This is a genomic window from Fusobacterium sp. IOR10, assembly GCF_010367435.1.
GTDB lineage: Bacteria > Fusobacteriota > Fusobacteriia > Fusobacteriales > Fusobacteriaceae > Fusobacterium_B.
On sequence record NZ_WJWY01000015.1, the window covers coordinates 1 to 15,926 of the forward strand.

Sequence of the window (15,926 nt, forward strand, 5' to 3'; positions counted from 1 at the left end):
ACATCCTTTCTTTTGGTGTCGCAACTTAATTGTAACGGATTTTTTTATTTGTCTCAATTTTTTTTTGCAAAAAATAAAGGCATTAGTATTTTTACAAATACCAACACCAAATATTATAGACCCTTTAATAATCGTCCCAGTTTTTGGGACGATTTTTTTTATACTTTTTTATAATTAGGAGGAAAAATGAAATTAAAAACTTATGAAGAGATTATTTCAGGAGACATAGAAACTCCTATCACTTTATTTAAAAAATACATAAAAGAGGAAGTGGGATTTTTACTAGAAAGTGGTGAGAAATTTCATCCAAAGGGGAGATATTCATTTATAGGAAAACCATATATGCTATTAACTGGTGATGAAAAAGAAATAAAAGTTCAAGAAAATAATGAATTAAAAATTATTAAAGGGGATCCATTTAATTTAATAAAAGACTATCTAGATGAAATAGAAGTTGAAAATACAACTACATTTAATTTTGTAGGAGGAGCTGTTGGATCTGTTTCCTATGACTCAATAAGAGTTTATGAAAATATTCCAAATGAAAACAGTGACAAAATAAAAACTCCAATGATTGATCTAATGTTTACAAAGGAATTTATTGCATATGATCATTTATTTCAAAGAATACATATTATTGTTTTAGAGGAAGATACAAAGGCTGGAGAAGAAAAAGCTAGAAAAAAAATAAAAACAATAATGGAAGACATTAACAAAGAGGTTAAATTAAATCACAATATTCAGGATATAGATATTGATTTTAAAAGTAATGTTACAAGGGAAAAGTTTATAGAAAATGTAAAAAAAGCAAAGGATTATATATATGCAGGGGATATATTTCAAGTTGTTTTAAGCCAAAGATTCAGTGGTAAAAAGGAAAATGTGGATTCCTTGGACCTATATAGAAAACTAACTCAAGTAAACCCTTCAGCCTATATGTATTATTTGAAAATGGAATCATACGAGGTTATTGGATCTAGTCCAGAAATGTTAGTTGAAGTAAATAATAATATAGTAAAAAATTGTCCAATAGCTGGAACTAGAAAAACCTCAAAGGATGAAAAAGAAAATAAAAAAATAGAAGAGGGACTATTAAAGGATGAAAAGGAAATATCTGAACATAATATGTTAGTTGATTTAGGAAGAAACGATATGGGAAGAATAGCTAAAATAGGTTCAGTTAAAGTTCCAAGCTATTTAAAAGTAAAAAATTATTCCCATGTAATGCATATTACATCCCTAGTACAAGGGGAACTTAGGGAGGATAAAAATATTTTAGATGCATTTAAAAGTTTTTTCCCTGCTGGAACCTTAAGTGGTGCTCCTAAGATTAGGGCAATGGAAATAATTGATGAGTTGGAAAATTTAAAACGTGGAGTTTACGGGGGAGCTGTTGGATACTTTGGATTTAATAATACTATGGATATGTGCATTGCCATAAGAACAATTATTAAAAAAGATGATGTTATAAATATACAAGCAGGGGCAGGAATAGTTTATGACTCAGATCCTGAATCTGAATATGAAGAAACTTTAAATAAATTAAGAGCCTGTGTGAAAGCTATAACAGGAAAGGAGAAAATATGATAGTACTAATAGATAATTATGATTCCTTTACTTACAATCTATATCAATATATTGGGAAATATAATAAAGATATACTTGTGTATAGGAATGATGAAATAACTTTAGATGAATTGGATAAATTACAAATAGAGGGAATAATAATCAGCCCAGGACCAAAAACTCCATATGAAGCAGGGATAACCCTTCCTATTATAAAAAAATACTATAATAAAATTCCTATTTTAGGTATATGTTTAGGACATGAGGCTATAGGAGTTGCCTTTGGAGGGAAATTAAATCACAGTAAAAAAATAATGCACGGGAAGACAAGTAAAATAAAATTAAATGATGATAAATTATTTTCAAATATGCCAGATGAAATAAAAGTAGCAAGGTATCATTCTTTAATAGTTGAAGATCTTCCAGATGAGCTAGAAATTTTAACAATGGGGGATAATGAAATAATGGGAATAAAACATAGGGACTATGATGTTTATGGACTTCAATTTCATCCAGAATCAATTCTTACCCAATGTGGAGATGAAATAATAGCTAATTTTATTAATTTATGTAGATAGGAGGAAGTTATGAAAGAAATAATAAAGAAATTAGTTAATTTAAATAATTTAAGTGCTAGTGAAATGGAATATGCAATGAACTATATTATGGATGAAAATAGTGATGATATTCTTATTAGCAGTTTTTTAACAGCTCTTTCAATAAAAAAGGAAACTTCTGTTGAAGTTACTGCAGGGGCAAAAGTTCTAAGGAACCTAGCTACTAAAGTAAATGTTGATGACTTAGTTATGATAGATATAGTTGGAACAGGGGGAGATTTATCCAATACATTTAATATAAGTACAGCAACAGCTATAGTAGTTGCTGCTGGAGGTGGATGTGTAATTAAACATGGTAACCGTTCAGTATCTAGTAACTGTGGAAGTGCAGATGTATTGGAAGGATTGGGAGTAAAGCTTGATTTAACTCCTGAGGAAGTTAAAGAATGTGTTCAAAGAACTAATTTAAGTTTTCTATATGCCCCTTCATTTCATAGGGCAATGAAAAATGTTGGAAAAGTAAGAAAAAATTTAGGACTTAGAACTATATTCAATATACTTGGTCCCCTTATAAATCCAGGATCAGCAAATCATATGCTAGTTGGAGTTTATGAAGAAAGGCTAATGGATATTTACGGAGATGTTTTAAAGAATCTAGGTGTTAAAAAAGCTTTAATAGTTTATGGGGAAGATGGATTAGATGAGGCTACTATAACAGGAAATACAAAGGTTCTTGAATTAAATAATGGTGTGTTTAAAAAATATACTATAAATCCTAGGGATTTTGGCTTTGAACTTGGGAAAAAAGAAGATATTCAAGGAAGAGATGCAATTTTTAACGGAAAAATTATAAAAGATATTTTCAAAGGGGAAAAGGGAGCTAAAAGGGATATTGTAATATTAAATTCAGCCCTTGCTATGTATGCTTCTAATTTAGTAACTTCTATAGAAGATGGAATTTTAAAAGCAAAAAAAATAATTGATGAAAGATTGGCTTATAAAAAATTAGAAGAATTTATACTAGTAAGTAATGAGGTGTAAACATGGAGGAATATTTAAAAAAAATTGTGGAAACTAAATTAAAATTTATAGAAAAGAAATATAAGCATAAAAAAAATATGAGCTTTTATGAGGCTATTAAAAAGGATGGATTAAGTATAATTGGTGAAATAAAAAAAGCATCCCCTTCCAAGGGATTAATAAAAAAAGATTTTAATCCTCGTAAAATAGCTAAAAAATATAATAGTTGTGTAGATGCAATATCAGTACTCACAGAGGAAGATTTCTTTTTAGGTAAGGATAAATATCTAAGAATGGTTTCAAAAAAAGTAGAAATACCTGTTTTATGTAAAGATTTTATACTAGATAAAATTCAAATTTATAATGCCAAAGCCCTAGGAGCAAGTGCAATATTGTTGATTGTAAATATTTTAGATGAAGATAAATTGAAAAATCTTTATGAATTAGCAAAAAAAATAGATTTAGATGTTCTTATGGAAGTTCATACAAGGGAAGAAATTCAAATAGCCCTAAGGGTGGGAGCAGACATTATAGGTATAAATAATAGGGATTTAAAAAGTTTTTCAACAAATATTGAAAATACAATTGAACTTAGAAAATATATTCCTAAAAATATTTTAGTTGTTAGTGAATCTGGAATAAAAACAAAGGAAGATGTGGAAAAATTATCAAGTGTTAAAATTGATGGAATTTTAGTGGGAGAAAGTTTTATGCTGTCTCAATGTGTAGAGGATCTAGCTAGAACTTTTAAAGAAAGTTATTCTAATTAAAGGGGAGTTCCCATGGAAATAAAAATATGTGGAATTAAAAAAATTAAAGAAATTAATATAATAAATAACTTTGATTTAACCTATGCAGGTTTTATTTTTTCCCATTCAAAAAGAAAAATATCTTTAGAAATGGGGAAGGTATTAATTGAAAAATTAAGAAGGGATATTTTACCAGTTGGAGTTTTTGTAAATGAAGACATATCCTTTATATTAAAGGCAGTTAAAATATGTAAACTTAAAGTTATTCAGCTTCACGGAGATGAAACTACAGATTACATAGAAAAATTAAAAAATAATTTGGAAATTAAAGGGATAAAAATATGGAAGGTAATCCATGTGAAAAATGAAATAAATATAGATGAAATAAAAAAATATAATATGGTTCATGGAATATTATTTGAAACCTTTAAAACTGGATCTTACGGTGGAACTGGTGAGACTTTTAATTGGGATCTTATTAAAGATATAACTGTTAATCAAAAAAAAATACTAGCTGGTGGAATAAACAGTGAAAATATAAATTCAGCAATAAATATTTCAAAAGCTAATGTTATAGATGTAAATTCTGGAGTTGAAACAAATTTAATAAAAGATAAAGAAAAAATAAAATTGTTATTTAAAAATATAAAATAATACAAGGGGGATAAGATGACAAAATTTGGAATATACGGAGGACAATATGTCCCAGAAAGTTTAATGAATCCTTTATTGGATTTAGAAAGAGAATTAAAAGAGGCTTTAAAAGACAAAGATTTCATGGATGAGTATAACTATTATTTAAAGGAATATGTTGGAAGAGCAAATCCTTTATATTATGCTAAGGCCCTTAGTGAAAAATATAAGGGAGCTAAAATATATCTTAAAAGGGAAGATTTAAACCACACAGGTGCCCATAAAATAAATAATGTATTAGGACAAGTATTACTTGCTAAAAGAATGGGAAAAACTAAAATTATTGCAGAAACAGGAGCAGGACAACATGGTGTAGCAGTTGCCACAGTTGCTACATTAATGGGAATGGAATGTAGAGTCTTTATGGGAAAAGAGGATGTTGAAAGACAGTCTTTAAATGTATTTAAAATGAAATTATTAAATGCAGAGGTTATTTCAGTTACAAGTGGAACTAGTACTTTAAAGGATGCAACTAATGAGGCAATAAAGGAATGGGTACGTAGTGTTGAAGACACTTTTTATGTTATAGGTTCAGTTGTGGGACCTCATCCTTATCCTTATATGGTTAGAGAATTTCAAAAGGTTATAGGTGTTGAAGCAAGGGCTCAAATTTTAGAAAAAGAAGGAAGATTGCCAAATAGAATATATGCTTGTATTGGTGGAGGAAGTAATGCAATGGGAATATTTTATCCCTTTGTAAAGGACGAAACTGTTCAATTAATAGGAGCTGAAGCTGGAGGGCTAGGAGTTAAGTCAGGAAAACATGCTGTTGTTTTATCAGATGAAGTTGATGCTCATATTGGAGTTTTCCAAGGAATGAAATCAATATTATTAACTGATGAAAATGGAAATATTCTTCCTGCCCATTCAATATCAGCAGGTCTTGATTACCCTGGGGTAGGTCCTGAACATGCTTATTTAAAAAGTATAGATAGGGCAGTTTATAAATCTATCACTGATGAGGAAGCTTTAGTTGCTTTAAAGGAGCTTTCAAGTGTTGAGGGGATTATTCCAGCAATAGAAAGTTCCCATGCAGTTGCTTTAGCTTTAAGAGAGATTGATGAAACTACAAAGGATGACATTATAATTATAAATATCTCTGGAAGAGGGGATAAGGATATGAATACTATAATGGATTATTATGAAAACAATGATATTCACAAATTAAATAAATAAGGAGCTGTGATTATGAATAAATTGGAAAAAAAATTAAGAGAAAAGAATAAAAATTTTATAGGATTCTTAACAGGGGGAGATCCTAGTATAGATAAATTAGGATCAATGGTACATGCACTAGAAGATGGAGGATGTGATGTTATAGAAATAGGAGTTCCATTTTCAGATCCATTAGCTGATGGACCAGTTATTCAAAGTGCAGGTCAAAGAGCTATTGAAAAGGGAGTTTGTTTAAGATCAATCTTTACTGAAATCAGTAAATTTAGAAAGGATATACAAGTACCCTTGGTGTTTTTAATATACTATAATTCTATATTTAATTATGGAGTAAAGGAATTTGTGGAAAAATGTGAAAAAATAGGAATAGATGGTCTTATAATTCCAGATCTTCCATATGAGGAACAAGATGAAATTTTAGAATTTTTAGATCAAGAAAAAATAGCTTTAATTCCATTTGCAACACCAACTTCAAAGGATAGAATGAAGAAAACCCTTTCTAGGGGAAGTGGATTTGTGTACACTGTTTCTTCTCTTGGAGTTACAGGAAGGGATTCTGAAATTTATAAGGATTTTGAAGAATATATAAAGGAAGTAAAAAAATATTCTAACATACCTGTGGCAGTTGGTTTTGGAATAAGTAGTAAAGAAGATGTGGAAAATATATATAAATATGTTGACAATGTTATAGTGGGAACAGCAATAGTTAAAAAAATTCATGAATCAAGTGGAGACTATGAAGTTGTAAAAAATTATGTGAAAGAACTTTGCATCTAAAAAATATTTTTATAAAAGAGTTTTAAATTTTACTTTGAAAATGGTATAATATTATAATCATAACAAATTATTAATCATGACAATTCAAAGGAGATGTATGCCTTGCTTTTAAATAATAGAATTTCAACTTTCTATATACCTATATTAACTTTAGTTAATTCTAAATTTCTTTTTGCACATGACACTTTTTCTAAAACAAATTTTGATTTTAAAAATTATGTCCTTTTAGGAACTATAGAACTAATTATTTTATCTTGTTTGTTAATGTTGTCATTATTCCTTTTAATTTTATTAAATTATAAATTAAGAAAAACAAAGGATAATCTAACAATAGCGTTAAAAAATTTAGAAGAAAGTAAACAAAGATTTCTAGATGTTACAGATGCTGCTGAAGCAGTTGTTTGGGAAATAGGAAGGGACAGTAAGTTCAATTATGTATCAAATAAAATAGAAAAAATTTTAGGTTATTTTCCTGAGGAATTATTTGAAATGTCAGTTTATAATATTTTAAAGGAAAAAGAAAATTTTCAAATTGAAATTTTAAAAAGCATAGAGGAAAAGGAAAAACTTTATAAAAGGAAATATAAGTTCATACATAAAAATAATAATGAAATTTGGTTGCAAATAAGTGGGGTACCTATATACGATGAACATAATAAATTCATGGGTTTTAGAGGAGTTTTAAATGATATAACTAGAGAACATCACAGGGAATGTAAATTGAATATTTTAGCTAGATCAGACGCACTAACAGGGCTTATGAATAGAAGATATTTTTTAGAGGAATCTAGAAAATATTTAGAAAGTAACATTCTTGAAGAAAAGGATTTTTCCTATGCAATGGTTGACATTGATTATTTTAAAAATATTAATGATACCTATGGACATGATGCTGGGGACAAAGTTTTAAGAGAGCTAGCTATATTAATGAAGGAAGTTTCAAAGGGGGAATGTTTAATTGGTAGATTAGGAGGAGAGGAATTTGCCTATGCCTTTCCAAATACAAATATAAATCATGCAAAACAACTTATGATTGATTTACAAAATAAAATTAATCGTCATGCCTTTATTGTAAATGGGGAAAAAATATTCATATCAGTAAGTGTTGGAATTAGTTATTTAAATGAAACAAATAAAACATTAGATGAATTAAATAAAGCTTCTGACATTGCCCTATACAAAGGGAAAAACAATGGAAGAAATAGAATAGAAGTATAAAAAAAATAAATTATTATTAAATCTTTAGCCATTGACATTTTAATGAACATGGAATATACTGTAGTAAATGTGCAATGTATTTGCTTGTAATATACTTGGGAATACAGGGCTTTGAAGATATCTGACTCATCGGTATTTCCGTAGAGGAGGACTTATTAATAAATTCAAATGACCTTCCTTGCAAATGTATGGAAGGTCTCTTTATCTTTAAAAAAATTAAGGTTAAGGAAGGGAGATGTTATGAGTGAAGAAAGGGACACAAGAATAGCCATAATAGGAATTGTAGTTGAAAATCTAAGTAAATTTTACTTGGTAAATGCTATTTTACATGAATACTCAAAGCTATTTGTTGGAAGAATGGGAATCCCCTATAAAGAACGTGAAATCTCTGTAATTACATTAATTGCTGAGGGCACAAATGATGAGATATCTGCTGTTACAGGAAAACTTGGAAGAGTGGAAGGTGTATCTGTTAAAGCAATGTTGACTAAAGTTAAATAATTAGGGAGGATTTATAAATGAATTTCACACAAAAATATGCTAAGGAAATGGCAGAATATGATAAAATGGACAAAGATTTTATTGATGATGATTTAATTTGGGAAAAATTAAATCAAGCAGAAGCACCTTCAAAGGAAGATGTTAGAAGGGTTTTAAAAAAGGCAGAGAAATGTGTTAGATTAGAACCAGAAGAAACAGCTATATTAATTCAAAATCAAGATCCAGACACTATTAAAGAAATGTATCAACTAGCATACAAATTAAAACATGAGGTTTACGGAGATAGATTAGTATTTTTTGCACCACTATACTGTAGTGATGAATGTGTAAATAAATGTAAATATTGTGGATTTAGATGTGACAATGGAGTTATGAAACGTAAAACTCTTTCTTTAAAAGAAGTATCAGAAGAAGTTAAGGTAATGATAGAAGAGGGACAAAAAAGAACTATACTAGTTTATGGGGAATCACCTAATACTCAAGTTGATTATATGGTAGATACAGTAAAAACAGTATATGACACAAAAACAGAACACGGTGAAATTCGTCGTGCAAATATAAATTGTGCTCCACTAAGAACAGATGAATTTGCAAAACTAAAGGATATTGGAATAGGAACTGTTCAAGTTTTCCAAGAAACTTATCATCACAAAACTTATAGATTCATGCATCCAGAGGGAACTATGAAGGGTCACTATCGTTGGAGACTTTACTCTATGGATAGAGCAATGAAAGGTGGAATAGATGATATGGGTCTAGGAGTTTTATTTGGACTTTATGATTGGAGATTTGAGGTTATGGGTCTTTTATATCACACAATTCACTTGGAAGAAAATTTCAATGGTGTTGGACCACATACAATTTCATTTCCTAGGATAACATTTGCAACTGAAACACCTTTTAGTAGAGAATTGAAATATAAAGTTTCAGATGAAGACTTTAAAAAATTAGTTGCAGTTATTAGATTGTCAGTTCCATATACAGGATTAATATGTACTGCTAGGGAACCAAAGGAAGTTCGTGATCAAGTTATACCTCTTGGAGTTTCTCAAATAGATGCAGGTACTAGAATAGGTGTGGGAGCTTACGCAAAATCAAAAAAAGCCAATCAATTAAATGATTCTGAACAATTTACAATTAATGATGACAATTCCTTAGATGACGTTGTTAAAACAGTTTGTGAAACTGGAGAAATTCCATCTTTTTGTACTGCATGTTATAGAGCAGGAAGAACTGGGGAAGAATTTATGAAAGTGGCAAAATCTAAATTTGTACATAATTATTGTATTCCAAATGCTATGTTTACATTGAAGGAATATGTTTTAGATTATGCAACACCAGAAACTGCAAAAATTGCACTTAAAGTAATTGAACAACATTTGGAAAAATTAAAGGACGAACCATATTATAAAGAAGTGGCAGATGGACTTAAAAGTATTGATGAAGGAAAAAGAGACGTTAAATTCTAACATAATATTAAAAACAATTGACAAAGTTTGAAAATATTAATATACTTTAACCTGAAAGATGTTCTGCACAGTTAAACCATCTATAAAAAACTAGGTCTAAATTTGTACTATTTAGATTGTCAGGGCAGGTATATTCTGCCCTTTTTTATTTAAATGTAAAAGGAGGTTAAATGGGAATAAGATATAATAAAATTCAAGATAAGCATAGAAGGGAAATAGTACTTTTAAAAAGTTTTCCATGTGCTTATGGAAAATGTAGCTTTTGTAATTATATAGAAGATAATTCTTTAGATGAAGATTCTATGGATATAATCAATAGAGATACAATAAAAAATATTACTGGGGAATTTGGAGTTTTAGAAGTTATAAATTCAGGTTCTGTATTTGAATTAACTGATGAAACTATGAAGATGATAAAAGATGTTGTCTATGAAAAAAACATTAAAATTATTTATTTTGAAATATATTATGGATATTTAAAAAGATTAGATGAAATTAGAAAATTATTCCCAGGAGTAGAAGTTAGAATTAGAATGGGGCTTGAGACTTTTAATGAGGATTTTAGAATTAATCATTATAATAAAAATTTTAAATTAAATGAAGATATTCTAAAATTATTAGGAAAGGAAATATATTCTATTTGTTTACTTGTTTGTACCAAGGGTCAAACAAAAAAAATGATAGATAGGGATATAGAATTAGGGCTTAAATATTTTAAAAATATAACTTTAAATATCTTCATAGATAATGGTACAATAGTTAAAAGAGATGAAAATCTAGTGAAATGGTTTATAGAAAAATATAGTTATCTTCAAGATGATGATAGAGTGGAACTTCTTATCAATAATAAAGATCTAGGAGTGTTCGAACAATGAGAAATGAATTAATGTGGTTGGTTATGTTACTTGTAAATTTTTTAAGTATATTATTTATTTACAAAAAATATGGTAAAATAGGACTATACATATGGATACCTATTTCAACTATACTTGCTAATATACAAGTTGTTTTATTGGTTGATTTATTTGGTGTAGGTACTACTTTAGGAAATATTTTATATGCTGGTGGATTTTTAGTTACAGATATATTAGCTGAAAATTATGGTAAAAAACATGCTCAAAGGGCTGTTTATATAGGGTTTTTCTCTTTAATAGTTATGAGTGTAATTATGAAAATAGCAGTATCATTTGTTCCAAGTGATGTGAAAGAAGCAGTTATAATGTTTCAAGGTTTACAAAGAATATTTGATTTTATGCCTAGATTAATATGCGCATCTCTACTTGCTTACTTAACTTCACAAAGTCACGATATATGGGCCTATGAATTTTGGAAGAAAAGATACAGTGAAACAAAGCATATTTGGATAAGAAACAATGCAAGTACCCTTGTAAGTCAATTAATTGACAATACAATATTTACATTGGTTGCTTTTTATGGTGTTTATCCTAAAGAAGTTTTAATAGAAATATTTATAACAACTTATATTTTAAAAGTTTTAGTTGCGATTTCAGATACTCCATTTGTATATTTAGCTAGTTATTTGCATAACAATGGAAAAATACAAGAAGTTGAATAAGTAAAGGAGATATTATGTTTAGAGGATATGAAGAAGACGAACTTATGGAAAACGAGCTTATAGAAAGAAGACGTAAGGAAAAGGAAGAACTTAAAGAGGAATTAAAATCATATAAAGAACTGGAAAAACAAGGGGAAAAATCATATTGGCTTTATTGCAATATAGGAGGTTGTCTAAGCAGATTAGAAGAAATGGAAGAGGCTGTGGAATATCTATTAAAGGCTGAAGCTCAAAATGAATATGATGAAAATGGATGGTTAAGTACTCAATTAGCTTTTAACTATAAAGCTTTAAAAAAATATAAATTGGCTATATATTATTTGAAAAAATCCCAAAAATATGGAAGGGATGATTATTTAATAATTAGCGAAATAGGTTGGAATTATTCTCAATTGGGAAATTTTCAAAAAGCAATTGAAAAATATATGTTGAGTATTGAGCTTGGAAGGGATGACTATTGGATTTATTCTGAAATGGGTCTTGTTTATGAAAAGATGGGAGACTATAAGAAGGCTCTAAATTACTATTATGGAGCTAAATATCATTTAAATGAGGATATTTGGGTTAATTCTCATATAGCTTGGTGTTTAGAAAGATTAGGAGAAATAGATCGTGCTTTTAAATCTTTATTGTTTGTTGAAGAACAAGGAAGAGACGATGTATGGCTTTATTCACAAATTGCTTGGTGTTATAGTAAAAAATTCCAACACGACAAGGCTATTAAATCCCTTGATAAAGCTAAGGAAAAGGGAAGAGAGGATTTTTGGATATTATGTGAGTATTCTTGGAACTATTCAATGTTAAAGGAATATGATAAAGCTATTGAATTTATGGAAAAAGCTAAAAAAATAAAAAGCAATGATGAGTGGTTATTAAAGCAAATGAAAATAGTTGAAAAGAAAATAAAAGAAAATAATAATGATGAAAAAAGTATGGAAAAAGAGTAGGATTTTTGGTCTTACTCTTTTTCTTTAATTATAATTATCTTTGATTTTTGTGTTTAAAAATGGTATACTTTAAGGATGAAAAGATTGTTATAATGAGGATTGATAAGTAAGTAGTAAGAGATAATTTATGTAAATTTAAGAATTTAAAATACATAATTTTTCCCTTATTATTTACTGATTCCTTTATAATAATTTATAAAAATATTAGGAGGAAATAAATGTTTGAAGAAAAAAAACTAGAAATAGAATTTGCAGGTAGAAAGTTATCACTTTCAACTGGTAAATTTGCAAGACAATCTAATGGGGCTGTTATGGTTAAATACGGTGATACAGTAATGTTAAGTACTGTTAACCGTGGAAAAGAACCAAGAGTTGGGATAGACTTTTTCCCATTAACAATAGATTATATTGAAAAATATTATGCTGCTGGAAAATTCCCAGGAGGATTTAATAAAAGAGAAGCAAGACCATCTACTGATGCAACTCTTATTGCTAGATTAACAGATAGACCTTTAAGACCAATGTTCCCAGAAGGGTTCACTTATGAGGTTCAAATAGTAAATACTGTTTTTTCTTATGATGGAGAAAATGCAACAGAAGCTTTAAGTATTACAGGTGCTTCTGCAGCACTTATGATATCTGATATTCCTTTCTTAGGACCAGTTGCTTCAGTTTGTGTTGGAAGAATAAATGGAGAATTTGTTCTTAATCCAACTCCAAAACAATTGGAAGAAAGTGAACTTAATCTAAAAGTTGCAGGAACAAAGGATGCTATTAACATGGTTGAATCTGGTTCTAAAGAAATGGACGAAGAAACTATGCTTCAAGCTATTATGTTTGGACACAAAAATATCAAAATATTATGTGAATTCCAAGAAGAATTTGTAAAATTAGCTGGAAAAGAAAAAATAACATTCACTAAACCAGAAACTAATCCATTGGTAAAAGGATTTATTGATGAAAATGGAACTGAAAAATTAAAGGAAGCTGTATTAAAAGTTGGAAAACAAGAAAGACAAGATACAGTGGACGCTTTAAAAGCAGAATTAACAGAAAAATTTGTAGCTGAAAATTTTGCAGATGTTGAAGCAGAAGAAATTCCAAAAGAAATTATGGATGAATTTAAAATGTACTATGATAAATTAATGAAAAAATTAGTAAGAGATTCTATTCTTTATCATAAACATAGAGTTGATGGAAGAAAAACTGATGAATTAAGAGAATTATATGCAGAAGTAGGTTCTTTACCTATGCCTCATGGTTCAGCAATGTTTACAAGGGGAGAAACTCAAGCTCTAGTAACTACAACTTTAGGTTCTAAATCAAATGAACAATTAGTTGACACTTTAAATGAAGAATATTACAAAAAATTCTATTTACATTATAACTTCCCTGCTTATTCAGTTGGAGAAACAGGAAGAAATGGAGCTCCAGGAAGAAGAGAATTAGGACATGGATCTCTAGCAGAAAGAGCCCTATCTTATGTAATGCCAAGTGAAGAAGAATTCCCTTACACAGTAAGAGTTGTTTCTGATATTACAGAATCAAATGGTTCATCTTCTCAAGCTTCAATATGTGGAGGATCTCTTGCTCTTATGGATGCTGGGGTACCTATTAGAGAACATGTAGCTGGTATTGCAATGGGACTTATAAAAGAAAATGAAGAATTCACTGTTCTTACTGATATAATGGGACTTGAAGATCATTTAGGAGATATGGATTTTAAAGTTGCAGGAACAAAATCTGGAATCACTGCTCTACAAATGGATATAAAAATAACTGGAATTACTGAAGAAATTATGAGAATTGCATTAAATCAAGCTCATAAAGCAAGAATTCAAATTCTTAAAGTAATGAACGCAGCTATTTCTGAACCAAGAGAAGATCTAGCAGCAAATGCACCAAGAATTCATCAATTACAAATTGCCACTGACAAAATAGGTGGATTAATTGGACCTGGTGGAAAAAATATCAAAAAAATAGTTGAAGATACAGGAGCTCTAATAGATATAACTGACGACGGAAAAGTTTCTATATTCTGTGCAGATTTAGAAGGATTAAAATTAACAGTACAAAGAATAACTGACCAAGTTAAAGATGTTGAGGTTGGAGAAATATACAGAGGTAAAGTTGTAAAAGTTATGAATTTTGGAGCATTTATGCAAATACTTCCAGGAAAAGAAGGACTATTACATGTTTCTGAAATTTCAAAGGAAAGAGTTGAAAAAGTTGAAGATGTATTAAAAGAAGGAGACGAATTTGACGTTAAGGTAATATCTACTGAAAAGGGAAAAATTAGTCTTAGTAAAAAAAGAATATTAGATTAGATGAGGTATGATAATGAAATTAGGTTTAATTAGTTTAGGTTGTAGTAAAAATACAGTTGATAGTGAAAATATGTTGGGTATCCTTATAAATGAAGGAAAAATTCAATTGGTAGAAAATTTAAAAGAAGCAGATGTTATTATTGTTAACACTTGTGCTTTTATAAATGATGCAAAAATGGAATCTATAGAGACTATACTTGAAGTTGGAGCATATAAGGAAGACTATAACTTGAAGAAGTTAATAGTAACTGGATGTTTATCTGAAAGATATAAAGAAGAACTTATGGAAGAAATTCCTGTAATAGATGCTGTTGTTGGAACTGGAAATATTGATCATATTTATGAAATTATAAAATCAGTAATGCATGGAAATAAAGAAACAGTTGTAGGAAAGCTAGACTTTCTTGCAACTACTGATACTAAAAGAGTTCTTATAAATAATGTTCATTCAGCTTATATTAAAATATCAGAAGGTTGTGACAAACATTGTACATATTGTATAATACCTACTTTAAGAGGAGACTTGAGAAGTAGATATATAGAAGATGTAGTGGAAGAAGCTAAGGCTTTGGCAGCTCAAGGTGTTAAGGAATTAAATATATTAGCTCAAGAAACAACAGAGTATGGAAAAGATATTTATGGGGAACTAGCTTTAGCTAAACTTTTAAAAGAAGTAGTTAAAGTAGAAGGAATAGAATGGATTAGACTTTACTATATGTATCCAAATTCAATAACTGATGAATTAATTCAAGTTATTAAAGAGGAACCAAAAATTTGTAAATATTTTGATGTACCTATTCAACATATTTCAGATAACATGCTACAAAGCATGGCTAGAGCAAAATCAGGGAAACAAGTAAGGGATATTTTAGGAAGAATTAGAAGTGCAATTCCTGATGCTACAATAAGAACAACTGTAATAGTTGGATTCCCTGGAGAAACAGAGGAAAATTATGAAGAATTAAAGGAATTTGTAAAGGAATTTAGATTTGATTATGTTGGAGTATTTAAATACTCAAGAGAGGAAGATACAATTGCTTATTCTCTTCCTAATCAAGTTGATGAAAAGATAAAAGACGCAAGATGGGCGGATCTTCTAAATGTTCAAGGGGAAATAGCAGAAAGCATAAATGAAAAATATATAGGAAAAGAAGTTGAAGTTATTATTGATGGAGTTTCTTCTGAAAGTGAATATATGTTAGAAGGAAGAATGAGAAGTCAAGCACTTGATATTGATGGAAAGGTTTTAACTAGCGATGGAACAGGGAAACAAGGGGATATTGTAAAGGTTAAAATTGAACAAAGATTTCAATATGATTTTATAGGGCCTATATTAGAAGATAATTAAAAATA

General features: G+C 29.0%; 15 protein-coding genes. All 15 read left to right on the forward strand.

Annotated elements, in window-relative coordinates:
• Nucleotides 1-186 precede the first annotated feature (186 nt).
• Entirely contained in the window at nt 187-1,587 is a 1,401-nt protein-coding gene (gene trpE, locus GIL12_RS05605; protein ID WP_163469511.1) for an anthranilate synthase component I, read from the forward strand.
• Nucleotides 1,584-2,144: an aminodeoxychorismate/anthranilate synthase component II gene (locus tag GIL12_RS05610; RefSeq protein ID WP_163469512.1), complete on the forward strand. Its 561-nt coding sequence runs from the start codon at nt 1,584-1,586 to the stop codon at nt 2,142-2,144. Before trpE ends, GIL12_RS05610 begins: the two co-directional genes overlap by 4 nt.
• Nucleotides 2,145-2,153: 9 nt before the next feature.
• Entirely contained in the window at nt 2,154-3,164 is a 1,011-nt protein-coding gene (gene trpD, locus GIL12_RS05615; protein ID WP_163469514.1) for an anthranilate phosphoribosyltransferase, read from the forward strand.
• 2 nt (nt 3,165-3,166) lie between these two features.
• A complete protein-coding gene (trpC, locus tag GIL12_RS05620; protein WP_163469516.1) occupies nt 3,167-3,913 on the forward strand; it encodes an indole-3-glycerol phosphate synthase TrpC in 747 nt (248 codons plus the stop codon).
• Between the two features lie 12 nt (nt 3,914-3,925).
• Nucleotides 3,926-4,546: a phosphoribosylanthranilate isomerase gene (locus GIL12_RS05625; protein ID WP_163469518.1), complete on the forward strand. Its 621-nt coding sequence runs from the start codon at nt 3,926-3,928 to the stop codon at nt 4,544-4,546.
• Nucleotides 4,547-4,561: 15 nt separating this feature from the next.
• Nucleotides 4,562-5,761: a tryptophan synthase subunit beta gene (trpB, locus tag GIL12_RS05630; RefSeq protein ID WP_163469520.1), complete on the forward strand. Its 1,200-nt coding sequence runs from the start codon at nt 4,562-4,564 to the stop codon at nt 5,759-5,761.
• Between the two features lie 12 nt (nt 5,762-5,773).
• Entirely contained in the window at nt 5,774-6,535 is a 762-nt protein-coding gene (gene trpA / locus GIL12_RS05635; protein WP_163469522.1) for a tryptophan synthase subunit alpha, read from the forward strand.
• Nucleotides 6,536-6,637: 102 nt separating this feature from the next.
• Entirely contained in the window at nt 6,638-7,753 is a 1,116-nt protein-coding gene (locus tag GIL12_RS05640) for a GGDEF domain-containing protein (protein ID WP_163469524.1), read from the forward strand.
• A 240-nt stretch (nt 7,754-7,993) separates the two neighbouring features.
• Nucleotides 7,994-8,254: a TM1266 family iron-only hydrogenase system putative regulator gene (locus tag GIL12_RS05645; protein WP_163469525.1), complete on the forward strand. Its 261-nt coding sequence runs from the start codon at nt 7,994-7,996 to the stop codon at nt 8,252-8,254.
• A gap of 17 nt (nt 8,255-8,271) precedes the next feature.
• A complete protein-coding gene (gene hydG, locus GIL12_RS05650) occupies nt 8,272-9,723 on the forward strand; it encodes a [FeFe] hydrogenase H-cluster radical SAM maturase HydG (protein WP_163469526.1) in 1,452 nt (483 codons plus the stop codon).
• Between the two features lie 170 nt (nt 9,724-9,893).
• Nucleotides 9,894-10,598, forward strand: a complete 705-nt coding sequence (locus tag GIL12_RS05655) for a radical SAM protein (RefSeq protein WP_163469527.1) — start codon at nt 9,894-9,896, stop codon at nt 10,596-10,598.
• Complete coding sequence (locus tag GIL12_RS05660; protein WP_163469528.1) at nt 10,595-11,299, forward strand: queuosine precursor transporter; 705 nt, start codon at nt 10,595-10,597, stop codon at nt 11,297-11,299. Before GIL12_RS05655 ends, GIL12_RS05660 begins: the two co-directional genes overlap by 4 nt.
• Nucleotides 11,300-11,313: 14 nt before the next feature.
• Nucleotides 11,314-12,246: a tetratricopeptide repeat protein gene (locus tag GIL12_RS05665; RefSeq protein ID WP_163469529.1), complete on the forward strand. Its 933-nt coding sequence runs from the start codon at nt 11,314-11,316 to the stop codon at nt 12,244-12,246.
• Nucleotides 12,247-12,464: 218 nt separating this feature from the next.
• On the forward strand, nt 12,465-14,573 hold the full coding sequence (gene pnp, locus GIL12_RS05670) for a polyribonucleotide nucleotidyltransferase (protein WP_163469530.1): 2,109 nt from the start codon (nt 12,465-12,467) through the stop codon (nt 14,571-14,573).
• Between the two features lie 13 nt (nt 14,574-14,586).
• Nucleotides 14,587-15,921, forward strand: a complete 1,335-nt coding sequence (gene rimO, locus GIL12_RS05675; protein WP_163469531.1) for a 30S ribosomal protein S12 methylthiotransferase RimO — start codon at nt 14,587-14,589, stop codon at nt 15,919-15,921.
• The last annotated feature ends 5 nt before the right edge of the window (nt 15,922-15,926 follow it).

Excerpts from the sequence above, each read along its gene's own strand:
- trpE (WP_163469511.1), top strand. The coding sequence starts at position 187 with ATGAAATTAAAAACTTATGAAGAGATTATTTCAGGAGACATAGAAACT.
- GIL12_RS05610 (WP_163469512.1), top strand. The coding sequence starts at position 1,584 with ATGATAGTACTAATAGATAATTATGATTCCTTTACTTACAATCTATAT.
- trpD (WP_163469514.1), top strand. The coding sequence starts at position 2,154 with ATGAAAGAAATAATAAAGAAATTAGTTAATTTAAATAATTTAAGTGCT.
- trpC (WP_163469516.1), top strand. The coding sequence starts at position 3,167 with ATGGAGGAATATTTAAAAAAAATTGTGGAAACTAAATTAAAATTTATA.
- GIL12_RS05625 (WP_163469518.1), top strand. The coding sequence starts at position 3,926 with ATGGAAATAAAAATATGTGGAATTAAAAAAATTAAAGAAATTAATATA.
- trpB (WP_163469520.1), top strand. The coding sequence starts at position 4,562 with ATGACAAAATTTGGAATATACGGAGGACAATATGTCCCAGAAAGTTTA.
- trpA (WP_163469522.1), top strand. The coding sequence starts at position 5,774 with ATGAATAAATTGGAAAAAAAATTAAGAGAAAAGAATAAAAATTTTATA.
- GIL12_RS05645 (WP_163469525.1), top strand. The coding sequence starts at position 7,994 with ATGAGTGAAGAAAGGGACACAAGAATAGCCATAATAGGAATTGTAGTT.
- hydG (WP_163469526.1), top strand. The coding sequence starts at position 8,272 with ATGAATTTCACACAAAAATATGCTAAGGAAATGGCAGAATATGATAAA.
- GIL12_RS05655 (WP_163469527.1), top strand. The coding sequence starts at position 9,894 with ATGGGAATAAGATATAATAAAATTCAAGATAAGCATAGAAGGGAAATA.
- GIL12_RS05660 (WP_163469528.1), top strand. The coding sequence starts at position 10,595 with ATGAGAAATGAATTAATGTGGTTGGTTATGTTACTTGTAAATTTTTTA.
- GIL12_RS05665 (WP_163469529.1), top strand. The coding sequence starts at position 11,314 with ATGTTTAGAGGATATGAAGAAGACGAACTTATGGAAAACGAGCTTATA.
- pnp (WP_163469530.1), top strand. The coding sequence starts at position 12,465 with ATGTTTGAAGAAAAAAAACTAGAAATAGAATTTGCAGGTAGAAAGTTA.
- rimO (WP_163469531.1), top strand. The coding sequence starts at position 14,587 with ATGAAATTAGGTTTAATTAGTTTAGGTTGTAGTAAAAATACAGTTGAT.